At 64.0% G+C, this 26,650-nt stretch carries 20 protein-coding genes and 2 pseudogenes; 9 read left to right on the top strand and 13 right to left on the bottom strand.

What is annotated here, in order from left to right; genetic code table 11:
- Nucleotides 1–185: 185 nt before the first annotated feature.
- Entirely contained in the window at nt 186–959 is a 774-nt protein-coding gene (locus tag LPJ38_RS21535) for an alpha/beta fold hydrolase (protein ID WP_145640227.1), read from the bottom strand.
- Nucleotides 960–1,115: 156 nt separating this feature from the next.
- On the opposite strand from LPJ38_RS21535, the gene LPJ38_RS21530 reads away from it, so the two are divergent.
- The 4 genes and pseudogenes from LPJ38_RS21530 (at nt 1,116) to LPJ38_RS21515 (ending at nt 6,494) form a co-directional block, all read left to right on the top strand.
- Nucleotides 1,116–1,766 carry a GntR family transcriptional regulator gene (locus tag LPJ38_RS21530; protein ID WP_145640225.1) on the top strand — a complete coding sequence of 217 codons (651 nt, stop codon included), beginning with the start codon at nt 1,116–1,118 and terminating at the stop codon, nt 1,764–1,766.
- A complete protein-coding gene (locus LPJ38_RS21525) occupies nt 1,763–3,292 on the top strand; it encodes an aldehyde dehydrogenase (RefSeq protein ID WP_145640223.1) in 1,530 nt (509 codons plus the stop codon). Before LPJ38_RS21530 ends, LPJ38_RS21525 begins: the two co-directional genes overlap by 4 nt.
- Before the next feature lie 73 nt (nt 3,293–3,365).
- A pseudogene (locus tag LPJ38_RS21520) lies at nt 3,366–4,733 on the top strand (MFS transporter).
- A gap of 279 nt (nt 4,734–5,012) precedes the next feature.
- Nucleotides 5,013–6,494, top strand: a complete 1,482-nt coding sequence (locus LPJ38_RS21515; RefSeq protein WP_404437729.1) for an amidase — start codon at nt 5,013–5,015, stop codon at nt 6,492–6,494.
- 1 nt (nt 6,495) lies between these two features.
- Here LPJ38_RS21515 and LPJ38_RS21510 read toward each other — a convergent pair whose 3' ends face one another.
- Nucleotides 6,496–7,101, bottom strand: coding sequence for a TetR/AcrR family transcriptional regulator (locus LPJ38_RS21510; RefSeq protein WP_145640219.1), 606 nt, complete (start codon nt 7,099–7,101; stop codon nt 6,496–6,498).
- Nucleotides 7,102–7,301: 200 nt separating this feature from the next.
- Here LPJ38_RS21510 and LPJ38_RS21505 point away from each other — a divergent pair, with 200 nt between their 5' ends.
- On the top strand, nt 7,302–8,543 hold the full coding sequence (locus LPJ38_RS21505) for an efflux RND transporter periplasmic adaptor subunit (protein ID WP_145640216.1): 1,242 nt from the start codon (nt 7,302–7,304) through the stop codon (nt 8,541–8,543).
- Between the two features lie 162 nt (nt 8,544–8,705).
- Nucleotides 8,706–11,895 (top strand): annotated as a pseudogene (locus tag LPJ38_RS21500) (efflux RND transporter permease subunit).
- Between the two features lie 58 nt (nt 11,896–11,953).
- On the opposite strand, the gene LPJ38_RS21495 reads toward LPJ38_RS21500, so the two are convergent.
- The 6 genes from LPJ38_RS21495 to LPJ38_RS21470 form a co-directional block, all read right to left on the bottom strand.
- Nucleotides 11,954–12,451 carry an invasion associated locus B family protein gene (locus tag LPJ38_RS21495; RefSeq protein WP_145640213.1) on the bottom strand — a complete coding sequence of 166 codons (498 nt, stop codon included), beginning with the start codon at nt 12,449–12,451 and terminating at the stop codon, nt 11,954–11,956.
- A gap of 83 nt (nt 12,452–12,534) precedes the next feature.
- Nucleotides 12,535–12,981 (bottom strand): MaoC family dehydratase, encoded by a 447-nt coding sequence (locus LPJ38_RS21490; RefSeq protein ID WP_145640210.1) that lies wholly within the window; start codon nt 12,979–12,981, stop codon nt 12,535–12,537.
- 381 nt (nt 12,982–13,362) lie between these two features.
- Complete coding sequence (locus tag LPJ38_RS21485) at nt 13,363–13,785, bottom strand: hypothetical protein (RefSeq protein WP_145640208.1); 423 nt, start codon at nt 13,783–13,785, stop codon at nt 13,363–13,365.
- A gap of 12 nt (nt 13,786–13,797) precedes the next feature.
- Nucleotides 13,798–14,019: a hypothetical protein gene (locus LPJ38_RS21480; protein WP_007592399.1), complete on the bottom strand. Its 222-nt coding sequence runs from the start codon at nt 14,017–14,019 to the stop codon at nt 13,798–13,800.
- A gap of 106 nt (nt 14,020–14,125) precedes the next feature.
- Complete coding sequence (locus LPJ38_RS21475) at nt 14,126–14,944, bottom strand: lytic murein transglycosylase (protein WP_145640206.1); 819 nt, start codon at nt 14,942–14,944, stop codon at nt 14,126–14,128.
- Between the two features lie 35 nt (nt 14,945–14,979).
- The gene (locus tag LPJ38_RS21470; RefSeq protein ID WP_145640202.1) at nt 14,980–16,833 is read right to left on the bottom strand and encodes a flavin-containing monooxygenase; all 1,854 of its coding nucleotides are present in this window, start codon (nt 16,831–16,833) and stop codon (nt 14,980–14,982) included.
- A gap of 175 nt (nt 16,834–17,008) precedes the next feature.
- On the opposite strand from LPJ38_RS21470, the gene LPJ38_RS21465 reads away from it, so the two are divergent.
- The 3 genes from LPJ38_RS21465 (at nt 17,009) to LPJ38_RS21455 (ending at nt 21,087) form a co-directional block, all read left to right on the top strand.
- The gene (locus tag LPJ38_RS21465) at nt 17,009–18,634 is read left to right on the top strand and encodes a long-chain fatty acid--CoA ligase (RefSeq protein WP_145640255.1); all 1,626 of its coding nucleotides are present in this window, start codon (nt 17,009–17,011) and stop codon (nt 18,632–18,634) included.
- Nucleotides 18,635–18,736: 102 nt separating this feature from the next.
- The gene (locus tag LPJ38_RS21460; RefSeq protein ID WP_145640198.1) at nt 18,737–19,846 is read left to right on the top strand and encodes a glycoside hydrolase family 172 protein; all 1,110 of its coding nucleotides are present in this window, start codon (nt 18,737–18,739) and stop codon (nt 19,844–19,846) included.
- A 29-nt stretch (nt 19,847–19,875) separates the two neighbouring features.
- Entirely contained in the window at nt 19,876–21,087 is a 1,212-nt protein-coding gene (locus tag LPJ38_RS21455; protein ID WP_145640195.1) for an acyl-CoA dehydrogenase family protein, read from the top strand.
- A 189-nt stretch (nt 21,088–21,276) separates the two neighbouring features.
- On the opposite strand, the gene LPJ38_RS21450 is transcribed toward LPJ38_RS21455, so the two are convergent.
- The 5 genes from LPJ38_RS21450 to LPJ38_RS21430 all read right to left on the bottom strand — a co-directional run bounded on the left by LPJ38_RS21450 (nt 21,277) and on the right by LPJ38_RS21430 (nt 26,475).
- Nucleotides 21,277–22,185: an amino acid ABC transporter substrate-binding protein gene (locus LPJ38_RS21450; RefSeq protein WP_145640191.1), complete on the bottom strand. Its 909-nt coding sequence runs from the start codon at nt 22,183–22,185 to the stop codon at nt 21,277–21,279.
- A gap of 137 nt (nt 22,186–22,322) precedes the next feature.
- The gene (locus LPJ38_RS21445; protein ID WP_145640188.1) at nt 22,323–23,756 is read right to left on the bottom strand and encodes an amidohydrolase family protein; all 1,434 of its coding nucleotides are present in this window, start codon (nt 23,754–23,756) and stop codon (nt 22,323–22,325) included.
- Between the two features lie 16 nt (nt 23,757–23,772).
- Nucleotides 23,773–24,798, bottom strand: coding sequence for an ABC transporter substrate-binding protein (locus LPJ38_RS21440; RefSeq protein WP_145640184.1), 1,026 nt, complete (start codon nt 24,796–24,798; stop codon nt 23,773–23,775).
- 43 nt (nt 24,799–24,841) lie between these two features.
- Entirely contained in the window at nt 24,842–25,618 is a 777-nt protein-coding gene (locus LPJ38_RS21435; protein ID WP_126261191.1) for an ABC transporter permease, read from the bottom strand.
- On the bottom strand, nt 25,618–26,475 hold the full coding sequence (locus tag LPJ38_RS21430) for an ABC transporter ATP-binding protein (RefSeq protein ID WP_231088372.1): 858 nt from the start codon (nt 26,473–26,475) through the stop codon (nt 25,618–25,620). The genes LPJ38_RS21435 and LPJ38_RS21430 overlap by 1 nt, the downstream gene beginning before the upstream one ends.
- Nucleotides 26,476–26,650 lie beyond the last annotated feature (175 nt).

Raw genomic sequence — 26,650 nt, 5'->3', positions numbered from 1 at the left:
ATCGGTACGCTTTCCGGCGGCTGGTGCTCAGGCCCGGCGGGCGCTCAGCAAAAATGCGAAAACAACCCCATGCACAGTACAAATCATTGAAGAATTTCGCACCGCATGAGCGAACCCTTCCGGCAGGCGTTAACCGCCCGGAAGGCATCGCAATTCGATCGCGAGCCGGGCCGTCCAAGCGTGGATCAACGCAGGAAGCCCTCGACAGCGTCGAGAAACTGCTGCGGTGATTGCAGCTGTGGCACGTGCGCGCATCCTGGAATGATCTTCAATTCGGCGCGCGGCAATCCAGCGGCCAGCTCATGCGACATCGGCGGCGGCGTCGCCTCATCGTGCTCGCCGACCACAACGAGCACCGGCACCTTCACGCCGGCGAGCTCGGCACGAAGATCCAGCTCGGCCAATGCATTGCACGCATCTCGAAACACATCCGGGTCGGTACGTAGAAAGGCTTCACGACGTCCGCGCATCAGCTCTGGATGCTGCGCCTGAAACTCGGGCGCGAACAGGCGGCGCATGGCAACATCGGTGATGGCCTCCAGTCCCTTCTGGCGCGAGATCTTCGCCATGTTGCGGAACGCCTCGCGACCGGGCTCGGAAAAGGCTGCGCCAGAATCGGCAAGAACGAGCCGGCTGGCGATGCTCGGATGACGAATGACCATCTGCAATGCAACAAAGCCGCCATAGCCATTGCCAAGCACGATTGATGCCGCACCGCCCGCGGCGTCCTGCACCGCCTCCGCCATTCTGTCCGCAACAGCAGCAAGTCCGCCCTCGACCACGTGCGAGCGGCCGAACCCCGGCAACTCCGGAACGATGGCCCGAAACGATGTCCCGAGCTTCGGCACGATCGCTTCGAAGCTGGCCCGATCCGACAGTAGCGAGTGGAACAGAAAGAGCGGCGGCCCCTCGCCGGTCTCCGCGGCGTTGACGGTCCCGTTGGCAAGAAGCCTGTCCATGTCCGGTCTTTCCCAAGCTGCATCAATCGGATCACGCCCGCTCGCCCGCCCTGCAAGCCGGATTGATAAAATCAACTGACAGGGAATTCAAGCTTTTGACGCTTGACGTAAAATATCACGACTGAGATATTAATCCAACGAGTAAGGCCAGATCCCATGCTTTTGCGCGAAAACGTCTACGATCTTCTCCGAACTGATATTTTATGCTGTCGCTTTGCGCCAGGCGATGAAATGCGAGAGCAGGACCTGGCCGAACGCTATTCGGTGAGCCGCCAGCCGGTCCGGGATGCGCTTTTGCGGCTCCAGCGCGAGCACCTCGTCACGGTGCAGCCGCGTCAGGGCTATCGGGTCACACCGATCTCGCTTTCGGATGCCCGCGACCTGCTCCGCTTCCGCCTCGCGCTGGAGCCGGCCTGTGTGGCCGAGGCGATCGAAAGCGCACCCGACAGCGTCCTGAAATCGCTCGACGAATTCCGCCGCTTCTCGGGCGGCCACGAGGACTTCATCACCTACAATCGCGGCTTCCACACCGCGCTGGCGCATGCCTCCGGCAATCGCCGCATGGCGACCGCGCTGTGCGACCTGATCGGCCAGGCAGATCGGCTGGTCCGCGTCAGCATCTCCAATCTGAAGGGCCACGACCCCGCCAAGCTCGTCGCCGAGCACGTCGCCCTGATCGACGCCATGCAGAGCCGCGAAACGCGAACCGCGGCGCGCATCATCAAGGCCCATATCGGGGCCACCGAAAAACGTGTGCTGCCTGCGCTCAAGCGCAACGCCGTCATCGTCGAAGAGAGGTCATTATGAACGTTCCCTCCAAACCCGCGTCCATCGACGTCGAAACCCACGGCAATTTCGTCGACGGACGTGAAGTCGAGGCCGGCGCCGGCGCGATGCTCGACGTCCGCAATCCCGCGACCGGCGACATGATCGCGCGCATCCCCAACTCGACGGCCGAAGACATCGACCGCGCCATGAAGAGCGCGCGTGCGGCGTTCGAAGGCAAGGCCTGGGGCGGCATGGACACGCGCACGCGTGCGAGGCTAGTCAACAGGCTGGCCGACGCCTTCGAAGCCAATCTCGATAGCCTCTACCGGCTGGAAACCCTCAACAATGGCCGCCCCGTCAACGAGACCCGTGCGCAGCTCTCCCGCTTGCCCGATTTCTTCCGCTACTTCGCCGGCCTTGCGCTGTCGCGCCGCGATTCCGTGATCCCCGTCGAGGGCGCCTATCTCAACTACACGCTTCGCACGCCCATCGGCATCGTGGCAAATTGCACGCCCTTCAATCACCCGCTGATGATCCTGTGCAAGTCACTCGCCGTGGTGCTGGCGACCGGATGCGTCACCGTGGTCAAGCCGTCCGAATACACGCCGCTCACGACCCTGAAGCTGGCGCAGATCTTCACCGACGCGGGCCTGCCGCCCGGCGTCTTCAACATCGTGCTGGGCCTCGGCCCGAGCGCCGGCAAGATGCTGGCCGAGCATGGCGACATCAACAAGCTGGTCCTGACCGGCGGCACCGAGGCGGGCCGTATCGCCGGCTCCGCCGCCGCAAAGGTGTTTGCGCATCAGACTATGGAGCTTGGCGGCAAGACGCCGGTGATGGTGTTCGACGATTTCGACGTCGATCGCGCCGTCAATTACGCCGCCTTCGGCGCTTTCATCGGCGCGGGACAGACCTGCGTCTGCGCCTCGCGCCACATCGTCCAAGCCTCGATCTACGACGAATTCGTCGAGAAGCTGCAGGCCAAGACTCGCGCGATCCGCGTCGGCGATCCCTTCGATCCCAGCACCCAGATGGGTCCCGTGATCTCGGCCAAGCAGCGCGACCGGGTTCTCGCCTATGCGGGCTATGGCCATGCCGACGGCGCGCGTCTCGTCGCCGGCGGCGTCGCTGCGAAGGTGCCGGGTCACGACAACGGCTATTTCGTCGAACCGACCGTGTTCGCCGACGTCAAGTCCGACATGCGCATTTTCCAGGAGGAAGTGTTCGGCCCCTTCACCTCGGTGACTCCGTTCAAGGACGAGGCAGATGCGCTTCGGCTGGCCAACGATTCGCCGTTCGGCCTCGCTGCAGCGATCCGCACCCGCGACGTCGCGCGCGCACACCGCGTGGCCGCCTCGGTGAAGGCCGGCATCGTTTGGATCAACGACCACCATCGTCTCGACCCTGCCTCGCCCTGGGGCGGCGTCGACGATTCCGGAATCGGCCGCGAATGCGGCACCGAGAGCTTCAACGACCACTTCAACACCAAGAGCGTGATGGTCGCAACGCACGAGCAGCCGTTCGACTGGTATCGCGACACGGCCAATCAGAAGCGACTGAACTAGCAAAACGAGAGACGGCCGACCGCCCATAGAAGGCGGGCCGGATCAGGCAGAATAACAGTCAGGGAGAGCGTCAATGTCGATATCGGTGAACGCAGGCAGCCGTCTTGATCAGCTGCCGATCGGTCCGTTCCATCGCCGCATCATGCTATTGATCGGCATCGGGATGTTCTTCGACGGTTTCGACATCTACATCGCCGGGACGGTGCTCAGCGTCACGCTGAAATCAGGCTTCTCGACGCTGGCCCAGAACGCGGCTTTCATCTCCGCGACCTTCGTCGGCATGATGCTGGGATCGTTTGGCACCGGCTTCCTCGGCGACCGCTTCGGACGCCGCTTCACCTATCAATTCAATCTGCTTCTTTTCGGCCTTGCCTCCCTCGCCGCGGCATTTTCGCCGAACATGACGTTCCTGATCGCCTGCCGCTTTGTGATGGGCGTCGGGCTGGGTGCGGAGAACGTCGTCGGCTATTCGACCATGACGGAGTTCGTGCCGGCCCGCACCCGCGGCAAATGGCTCGGTCTCACCGCCGTGTGCGTCGTGACGGGCCTGCCTGCGGCCCTTCTGATCGCGTCCGTGCTGGTGCCGCATTTCGGCTGGCGCTCGATGTTCGTGCTCGGCGGCGTCGGCGCCCTCGTCGTCTGGTACATGCGCAAATCTTTGCCGGAATAGCCGCGCTGGCTGGAAGCGGTGGGACGCAGCGCCGAAGCGGAAGCGCTGATGCAGGCGATCGAGAAGGAAGCGGCACAGGGGCAGCCCTTGCCTCCTCCTGCGCCCACGACACCCGCGCCGGTCGCCCCCGATCTCGGCACCTTGTTCACGGCGCCCTTGCTGTCGCGGATGATCGTCGGCGCCATCTGCCTGATCACGATCAACACCCTGCTCTATGGCTTCGTCACCTGGCTGCCCGTGTTCTTCGTCAAGCAGGGCCTGTCGGTCGCCACATCGTTCGGCTATTCGCTGCTGATGGCGCTCGGCGCGCCGGTCGGCTCGGCCATCGGCGCATTGACCGCCGACCGCTGGGGACGCAAGCCCACCATCATCGGTGCCTCGTTGATCACCGTGGCGCTGGGCATCCTCTATCCCATGATCTCCGATCCCATCCTGCTGCCGGCCGTGGGCTTCGCACTGACGGTGCCGATCTATGTCCTGGTCGCGCTGCTGTTCGGCATCTACATCCCCGAGCTGTTTCCAACCGAGGTCCGACTGCGCGCCTCAGGTATCGTCAATACGCTGGGGCGTGGCGCCACGATCGTCACGCCGTTCCTGGTGGTGTCGCTGTTCGAGTCGCGCGGCGTCGCCGGCGTGATGGCTCTGATGATCGGACTGCTCGTGGTGCAGATCATCACGGTCTGGGCCCTCGGCATCGAGCCGCGGCATCGCAGCCTCGAGGAGCTGAAGGCGGAGGAAACGGCGTCGCCGGTGCTCAAAGAAGCGTCCTGACGCTCTCCATAGCGTCATGGCCGGGCTTGTCCCGGCCATCCACGCCTTGACCACGCAGTACTGAGAACGTGGATGCCCGGGCGTTCGCCTCGCCGAAGCGGCTTCGGCCGCGCAGGCGGGACAAACCCGGGCATGACCACCTCTTAAGAGGCGGTGCGGCCGCTCCGACCGGTGGGCAGATCTGGTCCCCGTTGCACTCCCTCCTCATCTCGCTTCCAACATTGCATGTTGGGCGTCTGTATCGGTTCGCCGAGACGACGAGATGGAATGGAGACGGTGATGACGGCAAACGCCGCTGACCTGGATTACGGCTCGATCAGCGCACTCTCGAGCTCCCTGCACGCGCGCAAGGTGTCTGCGTCGGAGCTGCTCGAGCACACCATCGCGCGGATCGAGGCGCTGGACGGGCGGATCAACGCCGTCGTCGTTCGCGATTTCGATCGCGCAAGGGACGCCGCGCGTGCCGCCGATGCCGCGCTCGGCCGCGGCGAGCGGCAGCCGTTGCTCGGCATTCCCGTGACCATGAAAGAACCGTTCAACGTCGCCGGCTTGCCGACGACATGGGGTTTTCCCCATTTCAGAGATTTCCAGCCAGCGGAAGACGCCCTTGTCGTCTCGCGGTTGAAGGCGGCCGGCGCCATCATCATCGGCAAGACCAACATTCCGATCGGCCTCAGGGATTTCCAGAGCTACAACGAGATTTACGGCACGACGAACAACCCTTGGGACCTCGGCCGGTCGCCCGGCGGCTCCTCCGGCGGATGCGGCGCGGCGCTGGCCGCCGGCTTCAGTCCGCTGTCGATCGGCTCCGATATCGGCGGCTCGATCCGGGTCCCCGCGCATTTCTGCGGTGTGTTCGGACACAAGCCAAGCCTCGGCCTGGTCCCGCTGCGCGGATATAGCCTGCCACCCGCTCCGCCCGTTCCTGGGCGGGGCGATCTGGCTGTCGTTGGACCGATGGCGCGCTCGGCTGCGGACCTTGCCCTTGCGCTCGATGTGATTGCCGGCCCCGACGAGACACGCGACGGGATCGGCTATCGCTTGGCATTGCCTGCGCCGCGCCATGACGAGCTGAAGAACTTCCGGATCCTCGTGGTCGACACTCATCCCCTGATGCCAACGGGTGAGGCCGTGCGTTCCGTCATCGGGCGATTGGCGGAACGGCTCGAACGATCAGGGGCGCGAGTTGCGCGCGCGAGCACATCATTGCCCGATCTCGGCGATTCCGCGCGGCTCTACATGAATCTGCTCAACGCAGCGCGAAGCCCGCGCCTGACGCCGGCCGCGTTCGCCGAGGCGCAAGCGCTTGCCGCCACATTGACTTCAGAGGATCGCAGCCTCGAAGCCGAGCGCGCCCGTGGCTGGGGCATGAACCATCGAGAGTGGCTGGCGATCGACGCGACGCGCCTGCAGCTGCAACAAAAGTGGCACGAACTGTTCCGCGAGTTCGATGCGGTGATCTATCCCGCCGCGGCCGTGCCAGCGTTTCCTCATGATCAGTCCGAGCCGTTCGACGCGCGGCGACTCGACATCGATGGAGCGCTCCATCCTTACGCCGATGCCTGCTTCATCTGGGCCGACCCCGCCTCGACCTGCGGACTGCCGGCGACCGCCGTTCCGATCGAGCGCACGGCAACGGGCTTGCCGATCGGGGTCCAAATCATCGGGCCTTACCTGGAGGATCGGACGACGATTGCTCTGGCCGGCCTGATCGAACGCGAATTCGGCGGCTTCATGCCACCTCCCGCCTTGGCTGGATAGGCTAGGTTCGGTCGGCCGACTGCGCTTCCACCGCCTGCACAGCCACACTCGCCACTTGCCGCAGCGCCTCGCGATCCGCGCCTGACGACGCCATCACACCCATGCCGACTGCGACGGCGGACACGTAGCGCGCGAGCGCTGCGGGATCGGAGTTCGGCTTCAGATCGCCCTCGGCTTTGGCGCGGATAAAACGATCGCGGAGCTGGTCCTCATTCTGGGCACGGCGGGCGGCGAGCTCGAACGGGACGTTCTCCGAGCCGGAGCCGCAGGCGATGCCGCCCTGCACGAGCAGGCAGCCGGGCGGATTTGCGGGATCGGTCTGCTTGTCGGCTATGCCCATGAGCATCCGCTCGGCGACAGCACGGGCAGTGGGGGCTGCGACGACCTCGTCCATCCAGACCCCGCGAAGCTTGGTGTAGCGATCGAGAGCAGCCTTGAGCAGGCCTTCCTTGTTGCCGAAGCAGGCGTAAAGACTGGGAGGGTTGATGCCCATGGCCTCAGTGAGCTGGGCTATGGTTGCGCCCTCATAGCCATGGCGCCAAAACACTTCCATCGCCTGGTCCAACGCCGTTTCGGCGTCGAATTCGCGGGGGCGTCCCATGCCCATGTGCCTGTTCTCCTCGCAATCGGCGTCCTGTGTCAGCTTAACGCCTGTTCCTATCTAATTGTTCTAGCTTTCTTTTTCTTGTGTCTTCCAATCGTCGCGGTATCGGCGTACAATTTTCTTAGTGAATGGTACATAAGTATCTTGCACTGCGGCATCCAGCTCCACATCTGTAGTGAACACTACATATCTGGAGCGCGCAAATGCATCCCTCCCAAAATACGGCCCGCAAAGGCCGCTTTCGCCGCCTTCTCGGCGGCGTCGCCATCGCGGGCGCCCTCGCCGTCGCCGGGTCGATCGCGACAGGCCGCTACTTTCATGCGGCGCAAGCGACCGCACCGGCCGCCACGGCCGAGCAAGCCGTTTCCGTCACCGTCGCGATGATCGAGCCGCGGCAGACCGTGCTGTGGGACGATTTCTCTGGCCGGCTCGAGGCCATCAACCGCGTCGAACTGCGCCCGCGCGTTGCGGGTGCGATCCTGTCGACCAATTTCACCGAAGGCGCGCTGGTGAAGGCCGGCGACGTGCTGTTCAAGATCGACCCGGCGCCTTATGCGGCCGAGGTCGACAAGGCCAATGCGCAGCTCGAAGCTGCCAAGGCGCGCGTCGTCTTCACCCAGAGCGAGCTCGAGCGCGGCGCGCAGCTGGTCGGCAACGCCGTGGTGACGCGGCGCGATTTCGATCAGCGCGAGAATGCCCATCGCGAAGCGATCGCCAATGTCAAGGCGGCCGAGGCAACGCTCCAGACCGCGAAGCTCAATCTCGACTACACCGAGGTGCGCGCACCCGTGGATGGCCGCGTCGGCAAGATCGAAGTCACGGTGGGCAATCTCGTTGCCGCCGGCACCGCCTCCCCGGTGCTGACCTCGCTGGTCTCGGTGAATCCGATCTACGCTTCGTTCGATGCGGACGAAGAGGTCGTGCTGCGCGCGCTGAACTCGATCGCGGATGCCTCCGGCCAGCGCGGCAAGCTCGACCAGATCCCGGTGGAGATGACGACCTCCGGCGGGCTCTCGGCCAAGGGCCACATCCAGCTGATCGACAACCAGGTTAACGGGCAAAGCGGCACCATCCGCGTCCGTGCGGTCTTCCGGAACGAGGACGGACGCCTGATCCCCGGCCAGTTCGCCCGCGTGCGCATGGGGCAGCCGAAGCAGCAGTCGCTGGTGATGGTCGACGAGCGCGCAATCGGCACCGACCAGGACAAGAAGTTCGTGATGGCAGTCGGTGATGACAGCCGCGCCGTCTACCGGCCGGTCACGCTTGGCGGCGCCGTCGATGGCCTTCGCATCGTCACCTCCGGCTTGAAATCTGGCGACCGCATCGTGGTCAACGGCCTGCAGCGTGTGCGTCCCGGCTCCCTCCTCAAGACCGAGGTGGCGGCAATGGGCGCGCGGGGGCAGCAGGCCTCCAACCATAGCAACCAGGACGTGGTGCAACGCTGACACTCTTCGTCATTCCGGGGCTCGCGTAGCGAGAACCCGGAATCTGGAGATTTCGATACTCCGACCACACCACCTCTGGATTCCGGGTTCGCGCGCATGGCGCGCGGCGGAATGACGGGGGAGTTGGCGGAGACACGCACGATATTGCCCAGGGGCAAGGCCATGAATCTCTCAAAGTTCTTCATCGATCGTCCGATCTTTGCTGGCGTTCTCTCCGTCCTGATTTTCCTCGGGGGGCTGATCTCGCTGTTCGCGATGCCGATCTCGGAATATCCCGATGTCGTGCCGCCGTCCGTCGTGGTGCGCGCGACCTATCCCGGCGCCAACCCCAAGGTGATCGCGGAGACGGTGGCTACTCCCATCGAGGAGCAGATCAACGGCGTCGAGAACATGCTGTACATGTCGAGCCAGGCGACCACCGACGGTGCGATGACGCTGACGGTGACGTTCCGCCTCGGCACCGACCCCGACAAGGCGACACAGCTGGTGCAGAACCGCGTGCAGCAGGCCGAGCCGCGCCTGCCCGCCGTGGTGCGCCAGCTCGGCATCATCACCAAGAAGTCCTCGCCCGACCTCACCATGGTCGTGCATTTGCTGTCGCCGAACGGCCGCTACGACATGACGTATCTGCGCAACTATGCCGTGCTCAACGTCAAGGACCGTCTGGCGCGGATCGACGGCGTCGGCGACGTCCAGCTCTACGGCGCCGGCGATTACTCGATGCGCGTGTGGGTCGACCCGCAGAAGGCCGCCGAGCATGGGCTGACCGCCAGCGACATCGTGCGAGCGATCCAGGCGCAGAACGTCGAGGCCGCCGCCGGCGTGGTCGGCTCCTCCCCCAACGTTGCGGGCATCGACCTGCAATTGTCGGTTAATGCGGAAGGCCGGCTCGCGAACGAGGAGCAGTTCGGCGACATCGTGGTCAAGACCGGCGGGCGCGGCGAAGTGGTGCGCCTGCGCGACGTCGCGCGCGTCGAGCTTGGTGCCTCCGAATACGGCCTGCGCTCGCTGCTGGACAACAAGCAGGCAGTGGCGATCCCGATCTTCCAGGCGCCGGGCTCCAACGCGCTGCAGATCTCGGACAATGTCCGCGCCACCATGGCAGAGATCAAGAAGAACATGCCCGAAGGCGTGTCCTACCAGATCGTCTACGATCCCACCCAATTCGTGCGTTCCTCGATCGAGGCCGTCATCCACACGTTGCTGGAGGCGATCGCGCTGGTCGTTCTGGTCGTGATCCTGTTCCTGCAGACCTGGCGGGCCTCGATCATCCCGCTGCTCGCCGTGCCGGTGTCGATCGTCGGCACCTTCGCGGTGATGCACGTGTTCGGCTTCTCCATCAACGCGCTCAGCCTGTTCGGTCTCGTGCTCGCGATCGGCATCGTCGTCGACGACGCCATCGTCGTGGTCGAGAACGTCGAACGTAACATCGAGTCCGGCCTGTCGCCGCGCGATGCCACCTATCAGGCCATGCGCGAAGTGTCGGGGCCGATCATCGCAATCGCCTTGGTGCTGGTCGCGGTGTTCGTGCCGCTTGCCTTCATCTCCGGCCTCACCGGGCAATTCTACAAGCAGTTCGCGCTGACGATCGCGATCTCGACCGTGATCTCCGCGGTCAAACTCGCTGACGCTGTCGCCGGCGCTGTCGGCGCTGCTGCTTAAGGGTCACAATGAGCCGAAGGACAGGCTGACGCTGATCATGGAAAAAAGCCTCGGCTGGTTCTTCCGTGGCTTCAACAAGGCGTTTACGCGCTCCTCGGAGAACTATAGCGGCAGCGTCGGCAAGGTGATCTCGGGCAAGGCCGCGGTGATGGGCCTCTACGTGGTTCTCGTCGGCATCACTGCGCTCCTGTTCCAGCAGGTGCCGGGCGGCTTCGTGCCGGGCCAGGACAAACAGTATCTGGTCGGCTTCGCCCGCCTGCCGGACGGCGCCGCGCTCGATCGCAGCGAAGAGGTGATCCGCAAGATGAGCGACATCGCGCTGACCCAGCCCGGTGTCGAAAGCTCGGTCGCCTTCCCCGGCCTGTCGATCTCCGGCTTCACCAACTCCTCGAACGCCGGCATTGTGTTCTCGACGCTCAAGCCGTTCGACGAGCGCAAGGATCCCTCGCTCAGCGGCCCTGCGATTGCCGCGGAGCTGAACAAGAAATATGCCGGCATCCAGGAAGCCTTCATCGCCATGTTCCCGCCGCCGCCGGTCAACGGCCTCGGCACCATCGGCGGCTTCAAGCTGCAGATCGAGGATCGCGCCGGCCTCGGCTATGAGGCGCTGAACGAAGCGACCAACGCCTTCATGGCTGCGATGCAGAAGGCGCCGGAGATCGCCGGCGTGTTCTCGAGCTTCCAGGTCAACGTGCCCCAGCTCTACGCCGACATCGACCGCACCAAGGCGCTGCAGCTGGGCGTCCCCGTGACTGAGGTGTTCAACACGCTGCAGATCTACCTCGGCTCCTACTACGTCAACGACTTCAACAAGTTCGGTCGCACCTATTCCGTGCGCGTCCAGGCCGATGCACCGTTCCGCGCGCGGGCCGACGACATCCGGCAGCTGAAGGTGCGCTCGTCCTCTGGCGACATGGTGCCGCTATCGGCGCTGCTCACGATCCGCCAGAGCGCGGGGCCGGAGCGCGCGATCCGCTACAACGGCTTCCTGTCCTCCGACATCAACGCGGCGGCTGCGCCCGGCTTCTCGTCGGGACAGGCGCAGGAGGCGGCGACGCGGATCGCGGCGGAGGTGCTGCCGCCGGGCTTCGCTTTCGAATGGACCGACCTCACCTATCAGGAGTTCATCGCCGGCAATTCCGGCATCTGGGTATTCCCCCTGGCGATCCTGCTGGTGTTCCTGGTGCTGGCCGCGCTCTATGAGAGCCTGACCCTGCCGCTCTCGATCATCATGATCGTGCCGATGGGGCTGCTCGCCGCGATGTTCGGCGTCTGGATATCTAAAGGCGACAACAACGTCTTCACCCAGATTGGATTGATCGTGCTGGTCGGCCTCTCCGCCAAGAACGCGATCCTGATCGTCGAATTCGCGCGCGAGCTCGAATTCGCCGGACGCACGCCGATCCGGGCCGCGATCGAGGCCAGCCGGTTGCGACTGCGACCAATCCTGATGACCTCGATGGCCTTCATCATGGGTGTGCTGCCGCTGGTGCTCTCGACCGGCGCCGGCTCGGAGATGCGGCGCGCCATGGGCGTTGCCGTGTTCTCGGGCATGATCGGCGTCACCGTGTTCGGCCTATTCCTGACGCCGGTGTTCTATGTGCTGCTGCGGACTGTCACCGGCATGAAGCCGCTGACGCATCACGGCAGCGACATCAGCGCGGCGCCGGTCCAGGGCGCAGGGCATTGATCAGGCCCTCGCCGGGCGAACAGGCCAAATGCGATCGCAGCAACGGATATCTGGAGGTTTATTTCCTGTTCTCCTCGCAGAACTTCAGCGCGGCCAGCGCCTCGCCGGCGCGCGGAATCTGCATCTCGATGCTGTCGTCCTCATCGTCCTCGAAATCGAGGGTGAGTCGTTTGGCCTTTGACAGCCGGTCCATGATCGACTGATCGTATTCGAAGATGCCGCGCACGGTGGTCTCGTCCATGACCTCCCACTTCGCCTTCTTCATGATATCGGCATCATCGGTGCCGACGTCGGCCCGCAGGATCTCGCCGGTCTTATCCCATTCCCAGCCGCCATAGATCATGACGATCACGATGGCCTTGTCGGAATAGGTGACCACGATGACGTAGTCGCGGTTCTCGTCTTCCTTGTCCTTGTAGCCGCGGCTCGCGTTGCAATGGGTGTCTTGCGTACGCTTCCCGATGGTCCAGTCGCCGACCTTGGATTGTTGCGCGAGCGACGGCCCGGCGCTCAAGGCACCGGCGAGCAAGCCGGCTGTGAAAAGGAGTCGTTTCATGTCAGCCTCCAGCGCCTTCCCCGGAGCCGAAATGACCACCTCTGCCGGACACCTGAAGGCTCAAGCCAACGGCGGGGCCGACCTTAGCTCCGCCGCGGCACGATCGCGATTGGGGTGAAAGTGTAAACCTCCTCGTCGTTCTGGTTGAACATCGTCCACTTCACCAGCGCGATGCCCTGCGGCTTCGACTTCGATGGCGTCAGGCTCATGACCTCTCCGACCAGATGCAGGCGGTCGTTGGGCCGCACCGGCATGGTCCAGCGCAGTCCATCGACGCCGGCGCCGATGAGCGGGTGCGGGCCGAAAGGACGGGCCTGGATCGCAAGGTTCATAGCAATGGCGGCGGTGTGCCATCCTGAGGCAGCGAGCCCCTTGAACAGGGTCAGCTTGGCGGCGTCGTGGTCGAGATGCATCGGCTGCGGATCGAACTCGGCGGCAAAGCGCTTGATGTCGGCCTCGGTGATCTCGACCTCGGGAGATCTGAACCGCATTCCGATGGTGAGATCGTCGAACCATTCGACCTGCGCCATGATTTTGCCTCGCAATCCGATGTGCCACCCTCGAAAAAGCGGCAAATGAAGCTCGAGCAATAGCGGGACCGCAGTGCACAAGCCAGCCCCTCGGTTCCCGGCGAAACCCCATTCCGGATGCGACGAAACACGCTTGAAACAGATGGCCGGTTAAATGGTTGTCAAAATAAATACAGGGACGGCCACCATGCAATTCATCCTCGACCTGCTCTACGAATATTCCTGCTGTCAGAACCTCGTCGCCCAGCCGCTGCGGGAGGATGAGCTATGATCGAACTGATCTCCGGCCTACTCGCCCTTTGCAGCGTAGGCGTCTTCACGGCGCACGCGGTCGACGCCTATCGCACCACGCACCACTGATCACGCCGGCTGCGTCCGGCCCTAAAACGGCCGCCGGTAAAAGTGGTCCGAATGCGTTGCCGGCGGAAACCGGTTGGCGAGTGCAAGCGCGCCACTCTCGTCGGTCTCGAGCGCGATCTTCTGCGCCAGCATCACGTCGCCCGGCACCAGGAACCCTGACGGAACGAAGCACCATCCCATCGTCGCCCGGCCTTCACCGTCGATCTCGTGGACGTTGGCGGCCGTGCCGTAGTGAATGCGATAGATCTTGCCGGTGTCGCAGCCGACGACGTCGAAATACCGACGCTCCTCGAATTGCACGCGTTGTGCGGGCGAGAGCCATTCGAAGAGCAGCCGGCGACCACGAGCATCCGGCGTGTTCTCGCCGAAGAAGCGCCGATAGAGTTCGCGCAACGCATGCAGGCGCGCACGCGCCGGGGCGCGGAGCCAAACTGCCGCGATCATGGGCAGCTCAGATCAACCGCCGACCAGGCGCGGATAGAACAGCGTTTCCTGCGCGGTCGGATCGAACGATCGGATCCGGGTGACCTCGCCCGGTCCAGTCCGCAGCGCGGCTGTGAAGCCCGCTCCGGTCAGCTCCCGAAAGCGCCGCTCGGCTCGCGCCAGCGCTTCGGCATTGCCAGGATCAAACTCGTGGCGCGTATCGCCCGTCTGATCCATCACGATCTGGGTCGCCATGGTGAGTCTCCTCATGCCTAGCCCCGAACTTGATCAAAGCAAACCTCGTGCCGTCGGTTCCTGATGGCAAGAACTTTCTCGTGCCGGCGCATCACGGCTTGCTGAACTAACGCGATGCCGCGGCGCCGCCGCCTTCATCGATCTGACGTCCCATCAGCGCGATTGCCTTCTGGTAGACACCGGCCGCATTCCAGGCCTCGATCGCGGCGAAATTCGGCTCGCCCGGCTGGTAGCCGGCTCCTGCTTTCCAGCCGTGGGCTTTGAGGAAATTCGCCGTCGAATTCAGCGCATTGGCAGCCACTTCAAGGTTGCCGGTGCCATAGGCCAGGATGCTCTTGGGCATGAACTGGGTCTGGCCGACCTCGCCATGCATCGAGCCGCGGGTCGACCCCGACAGCGTGCCGCGGTCGATCAGCTTCAAGGCGGCATAGAGCTGGTCGGTGAAGAATTCGGGACGGCGGCAGTCATAGGCCAGCGTCGCGATCGACGACAGCATGTTCTGATTGCCGCGCTGGCTGCCGAAGCCGGTTTCCATGCCCCAGATCGCGATCAGGGGCCCGGGCGGGACGCCGTAGCGCTGCTGGATCGAGGCGAACAACACAGCCTGGGACTGCTTGAGCTGGCGGCCCTTGGCGACGATGGTGGTGGCGCCGCGCTTGGCCAGGAACTGGTCGAGCGTCAGGGAGAAGCTGCGCTGGCCGCGGTCGGCTGCGATGGTGGCGCTGGCATAATTGGTTTGCATCAGGGCCGAGAGCGCGGTGGGGCCGATGCCCTTTCCTTGCGCCTCCGCACTGAACTCGCGCTTCCAGGCCTCGAAGCCGGCCGGCGAGCTGCCGCATTGCGCGGCCTCGGCTGTGGACGCGAGGCAACCAAGGAGCGCCACCGCGCCAAAAACCACCCCCGCAACAGCCCTGCCCCTGATCATACCCGCTATCTCCCGTACTGTATCGATGATCAATCTTAGCTGCTCGAAGGCGCCGACTCCATGGCGCGATCATACGACAGTTCGAGGCCTTCCAGATTGCCCTCCTTGCGCCATTTGCCCAGTAGCCGCAGGAATGCCACGGGCCCGCGCCAATATTGGCTGTTTCTGGCCGCGATCGGATCGAACACGCCTTCATTGTTGTAGTAACCGGGCGTGCATTCGGCGAGATAAGTCTGGCGGCCGAGCGCGGCCCTGACGACCTCGTCGACCCACGCGTTCTCGGCGGCCGGCGTCGGCTCCAGGGTTCGCGCTTTGCGCTTGCGGGCCTCAGCGATCACATAGGCGATGTGCTGCGACTGCTCGTCGATGATGTGCGGGAAGTTGGCGCTCTGACCGGCCTGCACCGTGACGATCAGGAAGCAGTTCGGAAAGCCGCGGCTGTAGAATCCGTGCAAGGTCTTGACGCCATCGCGCCAGCGTTCGGACAGGCTGACACCCTCGCGGCCGTACACCTCAAATCCCATGCGGCGGGCGTAATCGGTGCCGACCTCGAAGCCGCTCGCATAGATCAGGCAATCGAGCTCATAGGCATTGCCGTCGACCACGACCGCATTCTCCGTGATGCGCTCGACGCCTTGCCCCCTGGTGTCGACGAGATGCACATTCGGGCGATTGAAGGTGTCGAGATATTGGTCGTGGAAGCATGGCCGCTTGCAGAACGCCTTGTACCACGGCTTGAGAGCGGCAGCGGCCGCCTCATCCTTGACGACCGCATCGACGCGGGCGCGGATCTCCTCCATCTTGCGGTAGTCGGCCTGCTCAATCACCTTGAGCGCCTCTTCCGTCGACGTGACCGGCTGAGGCTGGCGGCGCGGCGCCAGCAATATCTCGCCGAGCAGGCCAGTCCAGCCGTCCTGCACCAGATCCTGCTCGAACGGCTCGCCCGAGATCACGGCGGTGAAATTGTCCATGCGTTCGCGCTGCCAGCCTGGCTTGAGGCCTTGCGTCCAGGCCTGATCGGTCGGCCGGTCGTCCCGCACGCCGATTGCCGACGGCGTGCGCTGGAAGACATAGAGCTCCTTGGCGGACCGGCCGAGATGCGGCACGCATTGCACCGCAGTCGCACCGGTGCCGATGATGCCGACGCGCTTGTCGGCAAGCCCGGTGAGACCACCTTCCGCGCTGCCGCCGGTGTAGCCGTAATCCCAGCGGCTGGTATGAAAGCTGTGCCCTCTAAACCTTTCGATGCCGGGAATGCCTGGCAGCTTCGGCCGGCTCAGCGGGCCGCCGGCAAGGATGACGAAGCGGGCGCGGATGCGATCGCCGCGATCGGTCTCGACCAGCCAGCGTGCATCATCTTCCAGCCATTGCATGCGTGCGATGATCGTCTGAAACAGCGCCCGCGCGTAGAGATCGAAATGTCGACCGATGCGGCGGGAGTGCTCGTAGATCTCCGGCGCCCGCGCGTATTTGCGCACCGGCATGTAGCCGGTCTCTTCGAGGAGCGGCAGATAGATGTAGCTCTCGGTATCGCAAGCAGCGCCCGGATAACGATTCCAATACCAAGTGCCGCCGAAATCGGCCGCCTTCTCCACGATGCGGAAATTGTCGATGCCGGCCTCGCGCAGGCGCGCACCACACAAGAGGCCGCCGAAGCCGCCGCCGACGATGAGCACCTCGGTCTCTTCACGGACGGCTTGGCGCGCGAACGCACGATCGGCCCAGGGATCGTCGAGATAGCGGGCGAAATCGCCTGATACCTCGACATATTGCGCCTTGCCTTCGCTGCGCAAACGGCGGTCACGCTCGTCGCGATAGCGCGCACGAAGGGCGGAGATATCGACCGTAGTGTCGCCGGCTGCACCGGTCTTGTGTTTTTCCGCTGACATTCGTCTCCTCCACGGCAGACACCGCTTCGCCGGCTGTTCGCACGAAGTTAGCCCTGAAAAAGTGCCGCACGCAATCACGTGGCTTCTTTTTTGCGTGAACGTCGGAGGACCTTCCGCTAGCGTACCCGCAAATCACAAGCGCATGTCGCGCAACGACGTGGCGGTGGAGGAGACCATGCAGGGATTGATGATGGACATGCCGCTTCTGATCAGCGGCCTGATCCAGTATGCCGCCAACTATCACGGCGAAGCCGAGATCGTCGCACGCGAGATCGAAGGCGACATCCACCGCTACACCTATGCCGACGCTCATCCACGTATTAAGCGCATGGCGCTGGCTCTGAAGCGGCTCGGCATGACAAAGGGCGATCGCGTCGGCACGCTGGCCTGGAATACGCACCGCCATTTCGAGATGTTCTACGCGGCGCCCGGCATGGGCTACGTGCTGCACACCGTCAATCCGCGGCTGTTTCCGGAACAGCTCGTCTACATCATCAACCATGCCGAAGACCGCCTGCTGTTCATCGACCGCGCCACCTTGCCGATCGTCGAGGCGATCGCGCCGCAATTGACGACGATCGAAGCCTACGTGGTGATGTCCTCACGCGAGCGGATGCCGGAAACGAAGCTAAAGAACGTCCATTGCTACGAAGAGCTTCTGGACCAAGAGAGCGAGGCTGGCTTCGCCTGGCCCGAGTTCGACGAGAAGTCCGCCTCCACCATCTGCTATACCTCGGGCACCACCGGCAACCCGAAGGGCGTGATCTATTCGCACCGCGCCGCGATCCTGCAGACCATGACCTGCTGCAATTTCGACTTCCTGCCGGGCCATCTCGAAGGCGTGCGCGAGGTGATGATGCCGATGGCGCCGTTGTTTCACGGCAATGGCTGGAACATGCCGTTCAGCGCTCCCTACACCGGCTCGAAACTCGTACTGCCCGGCCGCAACTACGAACCCGACAAGCTCTATGAATTGCTCGAAGGCGAGAAGGTGACGCTGTCTGCGGGCGTGCCGAGCTTCTGGCTGATTCTGCTCGACTGGCTCGGCCGCACCGGCAACAAGTTCACGACGCTGCGCGCAACGTTGTCGTCGGGCTCCGCCCCGCCGCGCGCGATGGTCGAGAAGCTCAAGCGTGACTACGACATCGACTACATCCAGGCCTGGGGCATGACCGAGGCCCTGGGCTGCTCGATGCCGGGCCTGCGGCCGGGCTCGGAGCATCTCGGCGACAACGAGAAGTTCGACCGTCGCCAGGTCTCCGGCCGCGCCTGTTTCGGCACGACCTTGCGCATCGTCGACGATGCCGGCAATGAATTGCCCCGCGACGGCAAAAGCGTCGGCCATCTGCGCGCCCGCGGACCCTGGGTCGCCTCCGGCTACATGAAGCTCGACGAAGGCCTCGACCGCGATGGCTGGCTGATCACCGGCGACATGGCGGTGATCGACAGCCAAGGCCACGTCATGCTCACCGACCGCTCCAAGGACGTCATCAAGTCCGGTGGCGAATGGATCTCCTCGATCCAGCTCGAGGACGTCGCCTTGTCGCATCCCGATGTGCTTCAGGCCGCGGTGGTCGCGATCTCGCACGACAAATGGCAGGAGCGTCCCCTGCTCCTCGTCGTGCGCAAGAAGGGCGCAACCGTCGATGGCCAAACGCTGCTCGAGCACATGCGCCCGAAGATCGCGAGCTGGTGGATGCCCGACGCCGTCGAATTCCTTGACGAATTCCCCATGACCGGCACCGGCAAGGTGCTCAAATCGGCGCTGCGCGAGAAGTTCAGGGAATACCGCGTCGCTTAAACGACGCGCGGTCGCTCGCGGGGCCTTTGCTTGTCCAGCTTCATGTTTTGGTAGATTTGGCAGCGATATACCGGAACGTCGCTAACCGCTATCGAGGACTCCATGGCGTTTTCCGGATTGGGCCTGCATCTCGGCAATCTCTCGCGCCTGTCGAACGCGCAGACGCGCTCGATCAGCCCCGAGAATTTCACCGGTGAGAAGGGCAAGGGCGGCATGTCCGTCGACGGTCCCGCGGCGCGTCAGGCCCGCGATCTTGGCCAGGGCTGGAAGGTCTCGCCCTATGTCGTCATCGAGCCTGGCGCGACGTTCACGCTGGCAGACATCGAAGGCCAGGGTGCGATCCAGCAGATCTGGATGACGCTGGCGCGCGGGCGCTTGCGTCATTCGATCCTGCGGGTCTATTGGGACGACCAGGAACAGCCCAGCGTCGAGTGCCCGGCCGGTGATTTCTTCGCCTGCGGATGGGAGGAATATGCGCAGGTCTCATCGCTCGCGGTCTGCGTCAACCCCGGCCGGGCCTTCAACTGCTACTGGGAGATGCCGTTCCGCAAGCGCGCCCGGTTCACGCTGGAGAACCGCAGCGAGGGGCAGCTCACGGTCTACTATCAGATCAACTACACCCTGACCGACGTGCCGGAAGATTGCGCCTATTTCCATGCCCAGTTCAGGCGCACCAATCCGCTGCCGTACAAGGAGGTCTATACCATCCTCGACGGCGTGAGCGGCGCCGGCCTTTACGTCGGCACCTACATGGCCTGGGGGGTCAACAACAATGGCTGGTGGGGCGAAGGCGAGATCAAGTTCTACATCGACGGCGACGGCGCATTTCCGACCATCTGCGGCACCGGGACCGAGGACTATTTCTGCGGCGCCTACAATTTCGATCCCCATGTTGCGCATGCCGGCCAGGGGCAGTCTCGCTACGTGGAGTTCACCACGCCCTATGCCGGCCTGCCGCAGGTGATCCGCCCGGACGGCGTCTACAAATCGCAACAGCGCTTCGGCCTGTATCGCTGGCACATTCCCGATCCCGTGCGATTCCGCTCCGATCTGCGCGTGACCATCCAGGCGCTGGGCTGGCTGCCCGGCGTCAAGGAATCAAAATACCTTCCGCTGCAGGACGACATCGCCTCCGTGGCGTTCTGGTACCAGACGCTGCCGACCGCCCCCTTCCCCCAACTGCCAGGCCCCGACTATCTCGAGATCGGCTAGCCGCCGTCGATCGATCAAGGAGACCAGAAATGCTCTACCCGATGTCGCCAAAAGTCGTCGAGCTCAAGCGCAAGCTCGAGAGTTTCATGGACCGGCACATCTATCCGAACGAGGAACGATTCTATCGCGAAGCCGAAGAGCTCGGCCCCTGGAAGGTCTTTCCCATCGTTGAGGAGCTGAAGCCGCTGGCGCGCGCAGAGGGGCTTTGGAATCTGTTCCTGCCCGAGAGCCATCACGGCGCTGGCCTCACCAACCTCGAATATGCCCCGCTGTGCGAAGTCATGGGCCGCTCGCATCTTGCGCCCGAAGTGTTCAATTGCTCTGCGCCCGACACCGGCAACATGGAGGTGCTGGAACGCTACGGCTCGGAGAAGGACAAAGAGCGCTGGCTGAAGCCGCTGCTCGCGGGCGAAATCCGCTCCTGCTTCGCCATGACCGAGCCGGCGGTCGCATCATCCGATGCGACCAACATCGAGAGCTCGATCGTGCGCGACGGCGACCACTACGTCATCAACGGGCGGAAATGGTACACGACCAACGCAACCGACCCGCGTTGCAAGATCTGCATCTTCATGGGCAAGACCGATCCGGATAATCCGGACCGGCACAAGCAGCAATCCATGATCCTGGTCCCGATGGACACGCCCGGCATCGAGGTGAAACGTCCCCTCCCCGTGTTCGGCTTCTACGGCGTGCCCGACCGCGCCTCCGAAGTCCTCTTCACCAATGTCCGCGTGCCCAAGGAGAACATGCTGCTCGGCGAAGGCCGCGGCTTCGAGATCGCGCAGGGCCGTCTCGGCCCGGGCCGCATCCATCACTGCATGCGGCTGATTGGGCTTGCCGAACGGACGCTGGAGAAGATGTGCCGCCGCGTGCGCAGCCGCGTCGCCTTCGGCAAGCCGGTCTCGGAGCAGACCGTGACGCAGGAGCGCATCGCGGAAGCCCGCATCATGATCGAGCAGGCCCGGCTGCTGACGCTGAACGCGGCTTACGCGATGGACACGGTGGGCAACAAGGTGGCGAAGGCCGAGATCGCAATGATCAAGGTCGCCGTGCCCAACATGGCCTGCCAGATCATCGACTGGGCCATCCAGGCCCATGGCGGCGGTGGCACCTCGAACGATTTCGGACTGACCCAGGCCTACGCCACCGCGCGGCTACTGCGGCTCGCGGATGGACCGGACGAAGTCCACAGAAACCAGATCGCGCGGTTCGAGCTGAAGAAGTATTCGAATGCGTGAACTCGGTGCTGGCCCAGAAGGAGGGTGCCTTCTTCCTTTCTCCCCTTGTGGGAGAAGGTGGCGTGGAGCGCCGGATGAGGGGTATGCATCCGCGGAGACAGACCCCTCACCCAAGTGAGCTCGCATCGACCAGCGGAGCTGCCCTCTCCCACAAGGGGAGAGGGCGCAGCAATGAGCAGCGCCCTCGTCTCAGTTCACCACGTATACATCAGGATCGGCGCTCGAGCTCGGCTTCTTGAACGCGTTGCGCAACGCGGGCGACATCGGGACGTTGTAGTTGAGGCCGTTCGGAGGCGTCGGCGATTGCAGCCATTTCTTGTAGAGCACCTCGATCTCGGGGCTGGCATAGAGCTCCGCCGTTGCGCGGTCGGCGAGCGCCTTGAACGGCGCATCCTCCCGTCGCAGCATGATACCGTAGGGCTCGGGCTTGGAGAACGCCTCCTCGCTGATCAAGTAGGCTTGCGGCTCCTTCGACCGCGCGATCGCGACCGCGAGCTGGACGTCGTCGAGCGCATAGGCCTGGGCGCGGTCGGTCTCCAGCAACAGGAACGCCTCGGCCTGGTCCTTGGCCGGCATCACGTTGATGCCGAGGTTGCGCTCGGTGTTGACCTTGGCGAGCTGCGTCAGGTTGACCGATCCGGCGACCGCCGTGACCGCCTTGCCCTTGAGATCGTCGATGGTGTTGATCCTGGCGGCCTTCTTCGCCGCAAATCGCGTGGCGCTCAGGAAGTGCGTGTTGGTGAAGGCGACCTGCTTCTGACGATCGGCATTGTTTGTCGTCGCCGAGCAATGCAGATCGAGCGTGCCGTTGACCATCAGCGGAATCCGGTTCGACGACGTCACCGCGATTGTGTCGACCACGATGTCTGGCATGCCGAGCTGTTTCTTCACGGCCTCGACGATGCCAAGGCAGATGTCCATGGCGAAACCGACCGGCTTCTGGTTGCCGTCGAGGTAACTGAATGGGACCGAGGCCTCCTGATAGCCGAGCGTGATCTTCTTGGTCTCCTTGATCTTCTGGAGCGTGCCCGAGAGATCTTGTGCTGAAGCAGAGCCCGCAAGACATGTCAGGGCCAGGAGAGCGGTAGGTAGGCGCATCGGAGACTCCTCGAAGGGGCGACTTGTATCGAGCTATCGAGGAGCTGATAGCCTACAGGTCCGTCAAGCGCCAGACGAGGCTGCGTCTAACAGCTATCGCCCCTTGATATAGATGCAGTCGCGGCATCGTTCCGCTCTCACTGGCAGGTCAGTTGCTGCTCGAACCAGGCGCCTAGCCGTTCCCCCAGCGGGGGCCACATTCGCCGGAAGCTGTCGAGCTTGCCGACATTGGCGCGGTACATGGCCCGCAGCTCCTGTTCAATGGCCGGCAGGTCGACGCCCGCACAGACCCCATCCCTCACGATCGTCTTGCCTGCGACGACGACCTCCTTCACCAGCGTTGCGTTGCCGCGCGCAAACAGCAGCGCCATGGGATCGACGGGCATGATCTGGTCTCGATCGAGCCGGTCGAGGTCGATGACGACGTAGTCGGCGGGGTTGCCGGCCGCGAGCTCTCCGCTCCCGGGCGCGCCGGTGGCGCGGCGCCCGTTGCGGATGGCGAGCGCAAACATTTCCGCTGGCGTCCAATTCGGCTTGAAGCCGAGGCCGCCATGGACCATCTGCACCAGCCGCATCTCGCGCAGGATGTCGTCGTCCTCATCCAGCGCCAGGCCGTCAACGCCCACCGCAATGGCGCAGCCGCATCCATGCGCGGCGGCAATCGGCGCGAGACCTGAGCGCAGATGCATGTTCGAGCTGAAATTGGTGACGATGCGTGCACCGGAGGTCGCGATCATCTCCAGTTCATCCGGCCTTGCGTGGATGCAATGCGCGAGCGTCAGCCGCTCCGAGAGGAAACCGATATCGCGCAGCCAGCGGACCATGTCCGGAAAATGCTGGTCGGCCCAGGCGCGCTGGTACACAGTCTCCAACAGATGCATGTGGATGCGGCGGCCGGTGCGCGCCGAATTCTCGGCGACCGCCTCCAGCAGCGGCTTCGAGCACCATTGCACACCGGCGGGCCCGAGCTGAACGTCGACCATCGGGCCGGCGATGGCGGCGGCGATGGCGTCCGTGAGTTCGATGTACGCTCTTGGCGGTATCGGCGCGCGGACGAACAGATCCTCGATGGTCTTGCGGTCGTCGCGCGACAGGCCCGAGAGCATCGGCTCCGCATCGCCGTAGACGATCGGGTTCTGGTCGCGCACGGCCATGGCAAAGGCGATGCGGATGCCGACGTCGGAGGCGGCTTTCGCGACGGCCCTGGCCTCGTCGACCAGGGGTATCGTCCCGCTCGGGCGGGTATAGTGCACCATCATCGCGGCGCAGCCGGCCTTTGCCGAGCGAGCCAAGGCGGAAGCCGCGGTCAGATAAGGATCGACCGGCGTGCCAAGCGCGGTCCGAAAGATCCAGCTTTCGAGGGGCATGCCGACCGCGCCGAAGGACGATGCGGTGGCGCGGGCATGGTCGTGGGCATTGACGAAGGCCGGAATGACGAAGGAACGCGGTCCTGGCCCCGCTCCTTCGGCGATCCCGGTGATGACGCCGCCGTCGTGCCGCAGCACGACGTTGTCGCTGACGCCGCGATCAGGGCCACAGAACAGGCTGGTTGCCGAAACCTCCGTGGCCATGAGCGTCTCCCTGGGATCAATTGGCCGTATATACCAGCTCCCGCTCCGCGCGCGGCGGCAGGAATTCGCGCGAGAACACTTCCGCCGGCGCCGGGGCGCGGGCGAGCTGGTAGCCCTCGACCACGACGCCGATGGCGCGCGCCATCCGATCATCCTTGATGTCGCCGATGCCGATCTCCTTCATCTCGGGCGAAACGATCAGCTTCTCGAAGGAATATTGCAGCCTGCGCTTCTCGACATCCGCGTTGATGAGATTGTCGTAGTTCACCGCCGCCTTCATTCCGGCGTTCTGATCCTTGGCAACCGCGATCGCACCCTTGTTGATGGCGCGCACCAGGCCCGCGACGGCCTTCGGGTTCGAGGCGATCAGCTTGCGCGAGACCATCACGCCATTGGAGTAGAGATCGAGACCGTACTCGCCGAACGAGAACCATTTGAAGTCCTTGTCCGGGTCCTGGCGGTTGAGCACCAGGTTGAAGTAGCTCGTGATGTTGAAGACCAGGGCCGCATCGATATCGCCCTTGATCAGCATCGGCTCCTGCAGGTTCGGCGCCATGTTGGAGATCTTGATCTTCTCGCCGTCGAGACCGTTCTTGCGCGTGAACACCGGCAGCAGGCGCGTCGTCGGCGTGCCCTGCGCGCCGCCGAGCGTGCGCCCTTCGAAATCCTTGATGGTGTTGATGCCGCTGGTCTTCTTGGCGACGATCGCGAACGGCGGCTGGTTCCACATCATGTAGACCATGACGGGCGCATCCTGCGGCTTGGCCGAGGCGTTCTGGATGATGGCGTTGACGTCGCCGAAGCCGGCATCATAGGCGCCGGACATGATACGCGTGACGGTGGCGCCGGAGCCTTCGCCCTGGTCGATGACGACGTTGAGGCCTTCCGCTTTGAAATAGCCGTTGTCCTTGGCGTAGAAGAACGCGGCATCGCTGCCTTGCGTCTTCCAACCGAGCGTGAACTTGATCGTGGTGTCCTCGGCCAGGGCTACGCCCGTGGTCAGTGCCAATCCGACGATCGTGGCAGCTACTTTTCTCAACATCGAGACCTCCTCAGCTTCGTTGCGTGATGGTTGTTCAATTCCGTCAGGTGGCGATCACGTCGTTCTTGCGCGTCGCCCAGCCGGTGACGCGGCCTTCGATCAGCGAGAACACGACGTAGAGCGCGACCCCGAGGCCGGCGAGCACGAACAGCCCGGCGAAGACCAGCGGCACGTTGAAATTGGAGGACGCGGTCATCATGACATTGCCGATTCCGCGGTTGGAGGCGACCGTCTCCGACAGCACCGCGCCGACAAAGGCATAGGAAATCGCGACTTTCAGCGAAGCAAAGAAGAACGGCATGGTACGGGGCAAGCCGACATTCCAGAGGATGTCCAACTTGCTGGCGCCGAGCGCCTTCAGCACGTCCTCGAGCTCGGGCTCGGTGGTGGCAAGACCCGTCGCGATGTTGACCACGATCGGAAAGAAGCAGATCGACAGCGCCGTCAGCACCGCCGGCACGGTGCCCGAGCCGAACCACAGCACGAAGATCGGCACCACCGCGACCTTGGGGATCGAGGAGAAGCCGATCAGCAGCGGGTAGCAGGTGTCATAAGCCGTCTTCGAGACACCGATGATCGCGCCAAGGGCCACGCCGAGGGCCACACCAAGGACGAACCCGAACATCGTCGTGGCGAGCGTCTGCACGATATGCGGCCACAGCACCGGAAAGCGCTCCACCAGCGTCACGAAGACCTGCGACGGCCGCGGCAGCACAAGGTCGGACATGCCCGTCATCAGGCAGAACAGCTCCCAGGCGACGAAGAACAGCACGATCAATCCGGCCGACCACGCCTTCTGCCTGACATCGATCCCGAACATCAGCCTGCTCCCTGCTCGCCTGCGCTGCGCGCATCCTCGATGAAGGCGCGCAGCTTCTGGTTCAGCGCGACGAAATCCGGCTCGAAGGTCATGGCCACCGTGCGCGGACGCGCGAACTCGACCCGGCTATCGTCGAGGATGCGGCCGGGACGCGCGCTCATCACGCAGATGCGGCTGGCGAGGAAGCCGGCCTCGCGCAGATCGTGCGTGACCAAGAGCACCGTCGGCTTGTGGCTCATCCAGAGCGTCTGGAGGATCGCCCACAGCTCTTCGCGCGTGAACTGGTCGAGCGCGCCGAAGGGCTCGTCCAGCAGCAACATCCGGGGCTCGTGAATCAGCGCGCGGCAGAGATTGGCGCGCTGGAGCATGCCGCCGGAGAGCTGCCAGGGATAGCGGCTGCCGAAGCCCTTGAGGCCGACCTGCTCCAGCAGCGCATTGGCCTTGTCGCGGAATTCGGTCTTGCGCAGCTTGCGGAAGTTCGAGCGGAATGGCTCGACGATCTTCAGCGGCAGCATGATGTTTCGCTCGATGGTCATCCACGGCAGCATGGTCGGATTCTGAAAGGCCATGCCGACCCGCATCGCCCGCGCCGCGACCTCGCGGCCGCCGACGATGACGACACCGCTGGTCGGCTGCACCAGGCCGCTGACGAGACGCAAAATGGTCGATTTGCCGCATCCTGACGGGCCGACCAATGCGACAAACTCGCCGTCGGCGATCTTGAGCGAGGTCTTCGACAGGGCAGGCACGGCGCGGTCGCCGCGCCCGAAGGTCACGGAGGCGTCCGACAGCTCGATGGCGGTGGACGCCCCGGCCTGAGGAACTGGCTGGCCATCGAATTGGATGTTGGGTTGCATGCGCATCATGGAAAAAGTGCATGCAAGCTGGATGCCAGCGATCGCTTCCGGCAAAAATTAGGGGTTTGGCCAGAATACCGTCCCTTGAGGGGATTCGATTTGGGCAATCGGGGCATCAAACTGCATGCAATTGGAGCGCTGGATTGTGCCAGGGATGTGCTAGAGAGGAATTTCG

The sequence above is a fragment of the Bradyrhizobium daqingense genome, assembly GCF_021044685.1.
In the GTDB taxonomy this organism is placed as follows: domain Bacteria; phylum Pseudomonadota; class Alphaproteobacteria; order Rhizobiales; family Xanthobacteraceae; genus Bradyrhizobium; species Bradyrhizobium daqingense.
Note: the sequence above shows the minus strand (reverse complement) of the source record. Positions and strands in the feature narration are given on the sequence as shown.

Coding starts and splice junctions, on each gene's coding strand:
- LPJ38_RS21430 (WP_231088372.1), bottom strand. CDS start 26,475: ATGCAACCCAACATCCAATTCGATGGCCAGCCAGTTCCTCAGGCCGGG.
- LPJ38_RS21460 (WP_145640198.1), top strand. CDS start 18,737: ATGGCGTTTTCCGGATTGGGCCTGCATCTCGGCAATCTCTCGCGCCTG.
- LPJ38_RS21485 (WP_145640208.1), bottom strand. CDS start 13,785: ATGATCGCGGCAGTTTGGCTCCGCGCCCCGGCGCGTGCGCGCCTGCAT.
- LPJ38_RS21445 (WP_145640188.1), bottom strand. CDS start 23,756: ATGGCCACGGAGGTTTCGGCAACCAGCCTGTTCTGTGGCCCTGATCGC.
- LPJ38_RS21490 (WP_145640210.1), bottom strand. CDS start 12,981: ATGGCGCAGGTCGAATGGTTCGACGATCTCACCATCGGAATGCGGTTC.
- LPJ38_RS21535 (WP_145640227.1), bottom strand. CDS start 959: ATGGACAGGCTTCTTGCCAACGGGACCGTCAACGCCGCGGAGACCGGC.
- LPJ38_RS21530 (WP_145640225.1), top strand. CDS start 1,116: ATGCTTTTGCGCGAAAACGTCTACGATCTTCTCCGAACTGATATTTTA.
- LPJ38_RS21465 (WP_145640255.1), top strand. CDS start 17,009: ATGCAGGGATTGATGATGGACATGCCGCTTCTGATCAGCGGCCTGATC.
- LPJ38_RS21455 (WP_145640195.1), top strand. CDS start 19,876: ATGCTCTACCCGATGTCGCCAAAAGTCGTCGAGCTCAAGCGCAAGCTC.
- LPJ38_RS21470 (WP_145640202.1), bottom strand. CDS start 16,833: ATGTCAGCGGAAAAACACAAGACCGGTGCAGCCGGCGACACTACGGTC.
- LPJ38_RS21475 (WP_145640206.1), bottom strand. CDS start 14,944: ATGATCAGGGGCAGGGCTGTTGCGGGGGTGGTTTTTGGCGCGGTGGCG.
- LPJ38_RS21505 (WP_145640216.1), top strand. CDS start 7,302: ATGCATCCCTCCCAAAATACGGCCCGCAAAGGCCGCTTTCGCCGCCTT.
- LPJ38_RS21495 (WP_145640213.1), bottom strand. CDS start 12,451: ATGAAACGACTCCTTTTCACAGCCGGCTTGCTCGCCGGTGCCTTGAGC.
- LPJ38_RS21510 (WP_145640219.1), bottom strand. CDS start 7,101: ATGGGCATGGGACGCCCCCGCGAATTCGACGCCGAAACGGCGTTGGAC.
- LPJ38_RS21515 (WP_404437729.1), top strand. CDS start 5,013: ATGACGGCAAACGCCGCTGACCTGGATTACGGCTCGATCAGCGCACTC.
- LPJ38_RS21435 (WP_126261191.1), bottom strand. CDS start 25,618: ATGTTCGGGATCGATGTCAGGCAGAAGGCGTGGTCGGCCGGATTGATC.
- LPJ38_RS21480 (WP_007592399.1), bottom strand. CDS start 14,019: ATGGCGACCCAGATCGTGATGGATCAGACGGGCGATACGCGCCACGAG.
- LPJ38_RS21450 (WP_145640191.1), bottom strand. CDS start 22,185: ATGCGCCTACCTACCGCTCTCCTGGCCCTGACATGTCTTGCGGGCTCT.
- LPJ38_RS21525 (WP_145640223.1), top strand. CDS start 1,763: ATGAACGTTCCCTCCAAACCCGCGTCCATCGACGTCGAAACCCACGGC.
- LPJ38_RS21440 (WP_145640184.1), bottom strand. CDS start 24,798: ATGTTGAGAAAAGTAGCTGCCACGATCGTCGGATTGGCACTGACCACG.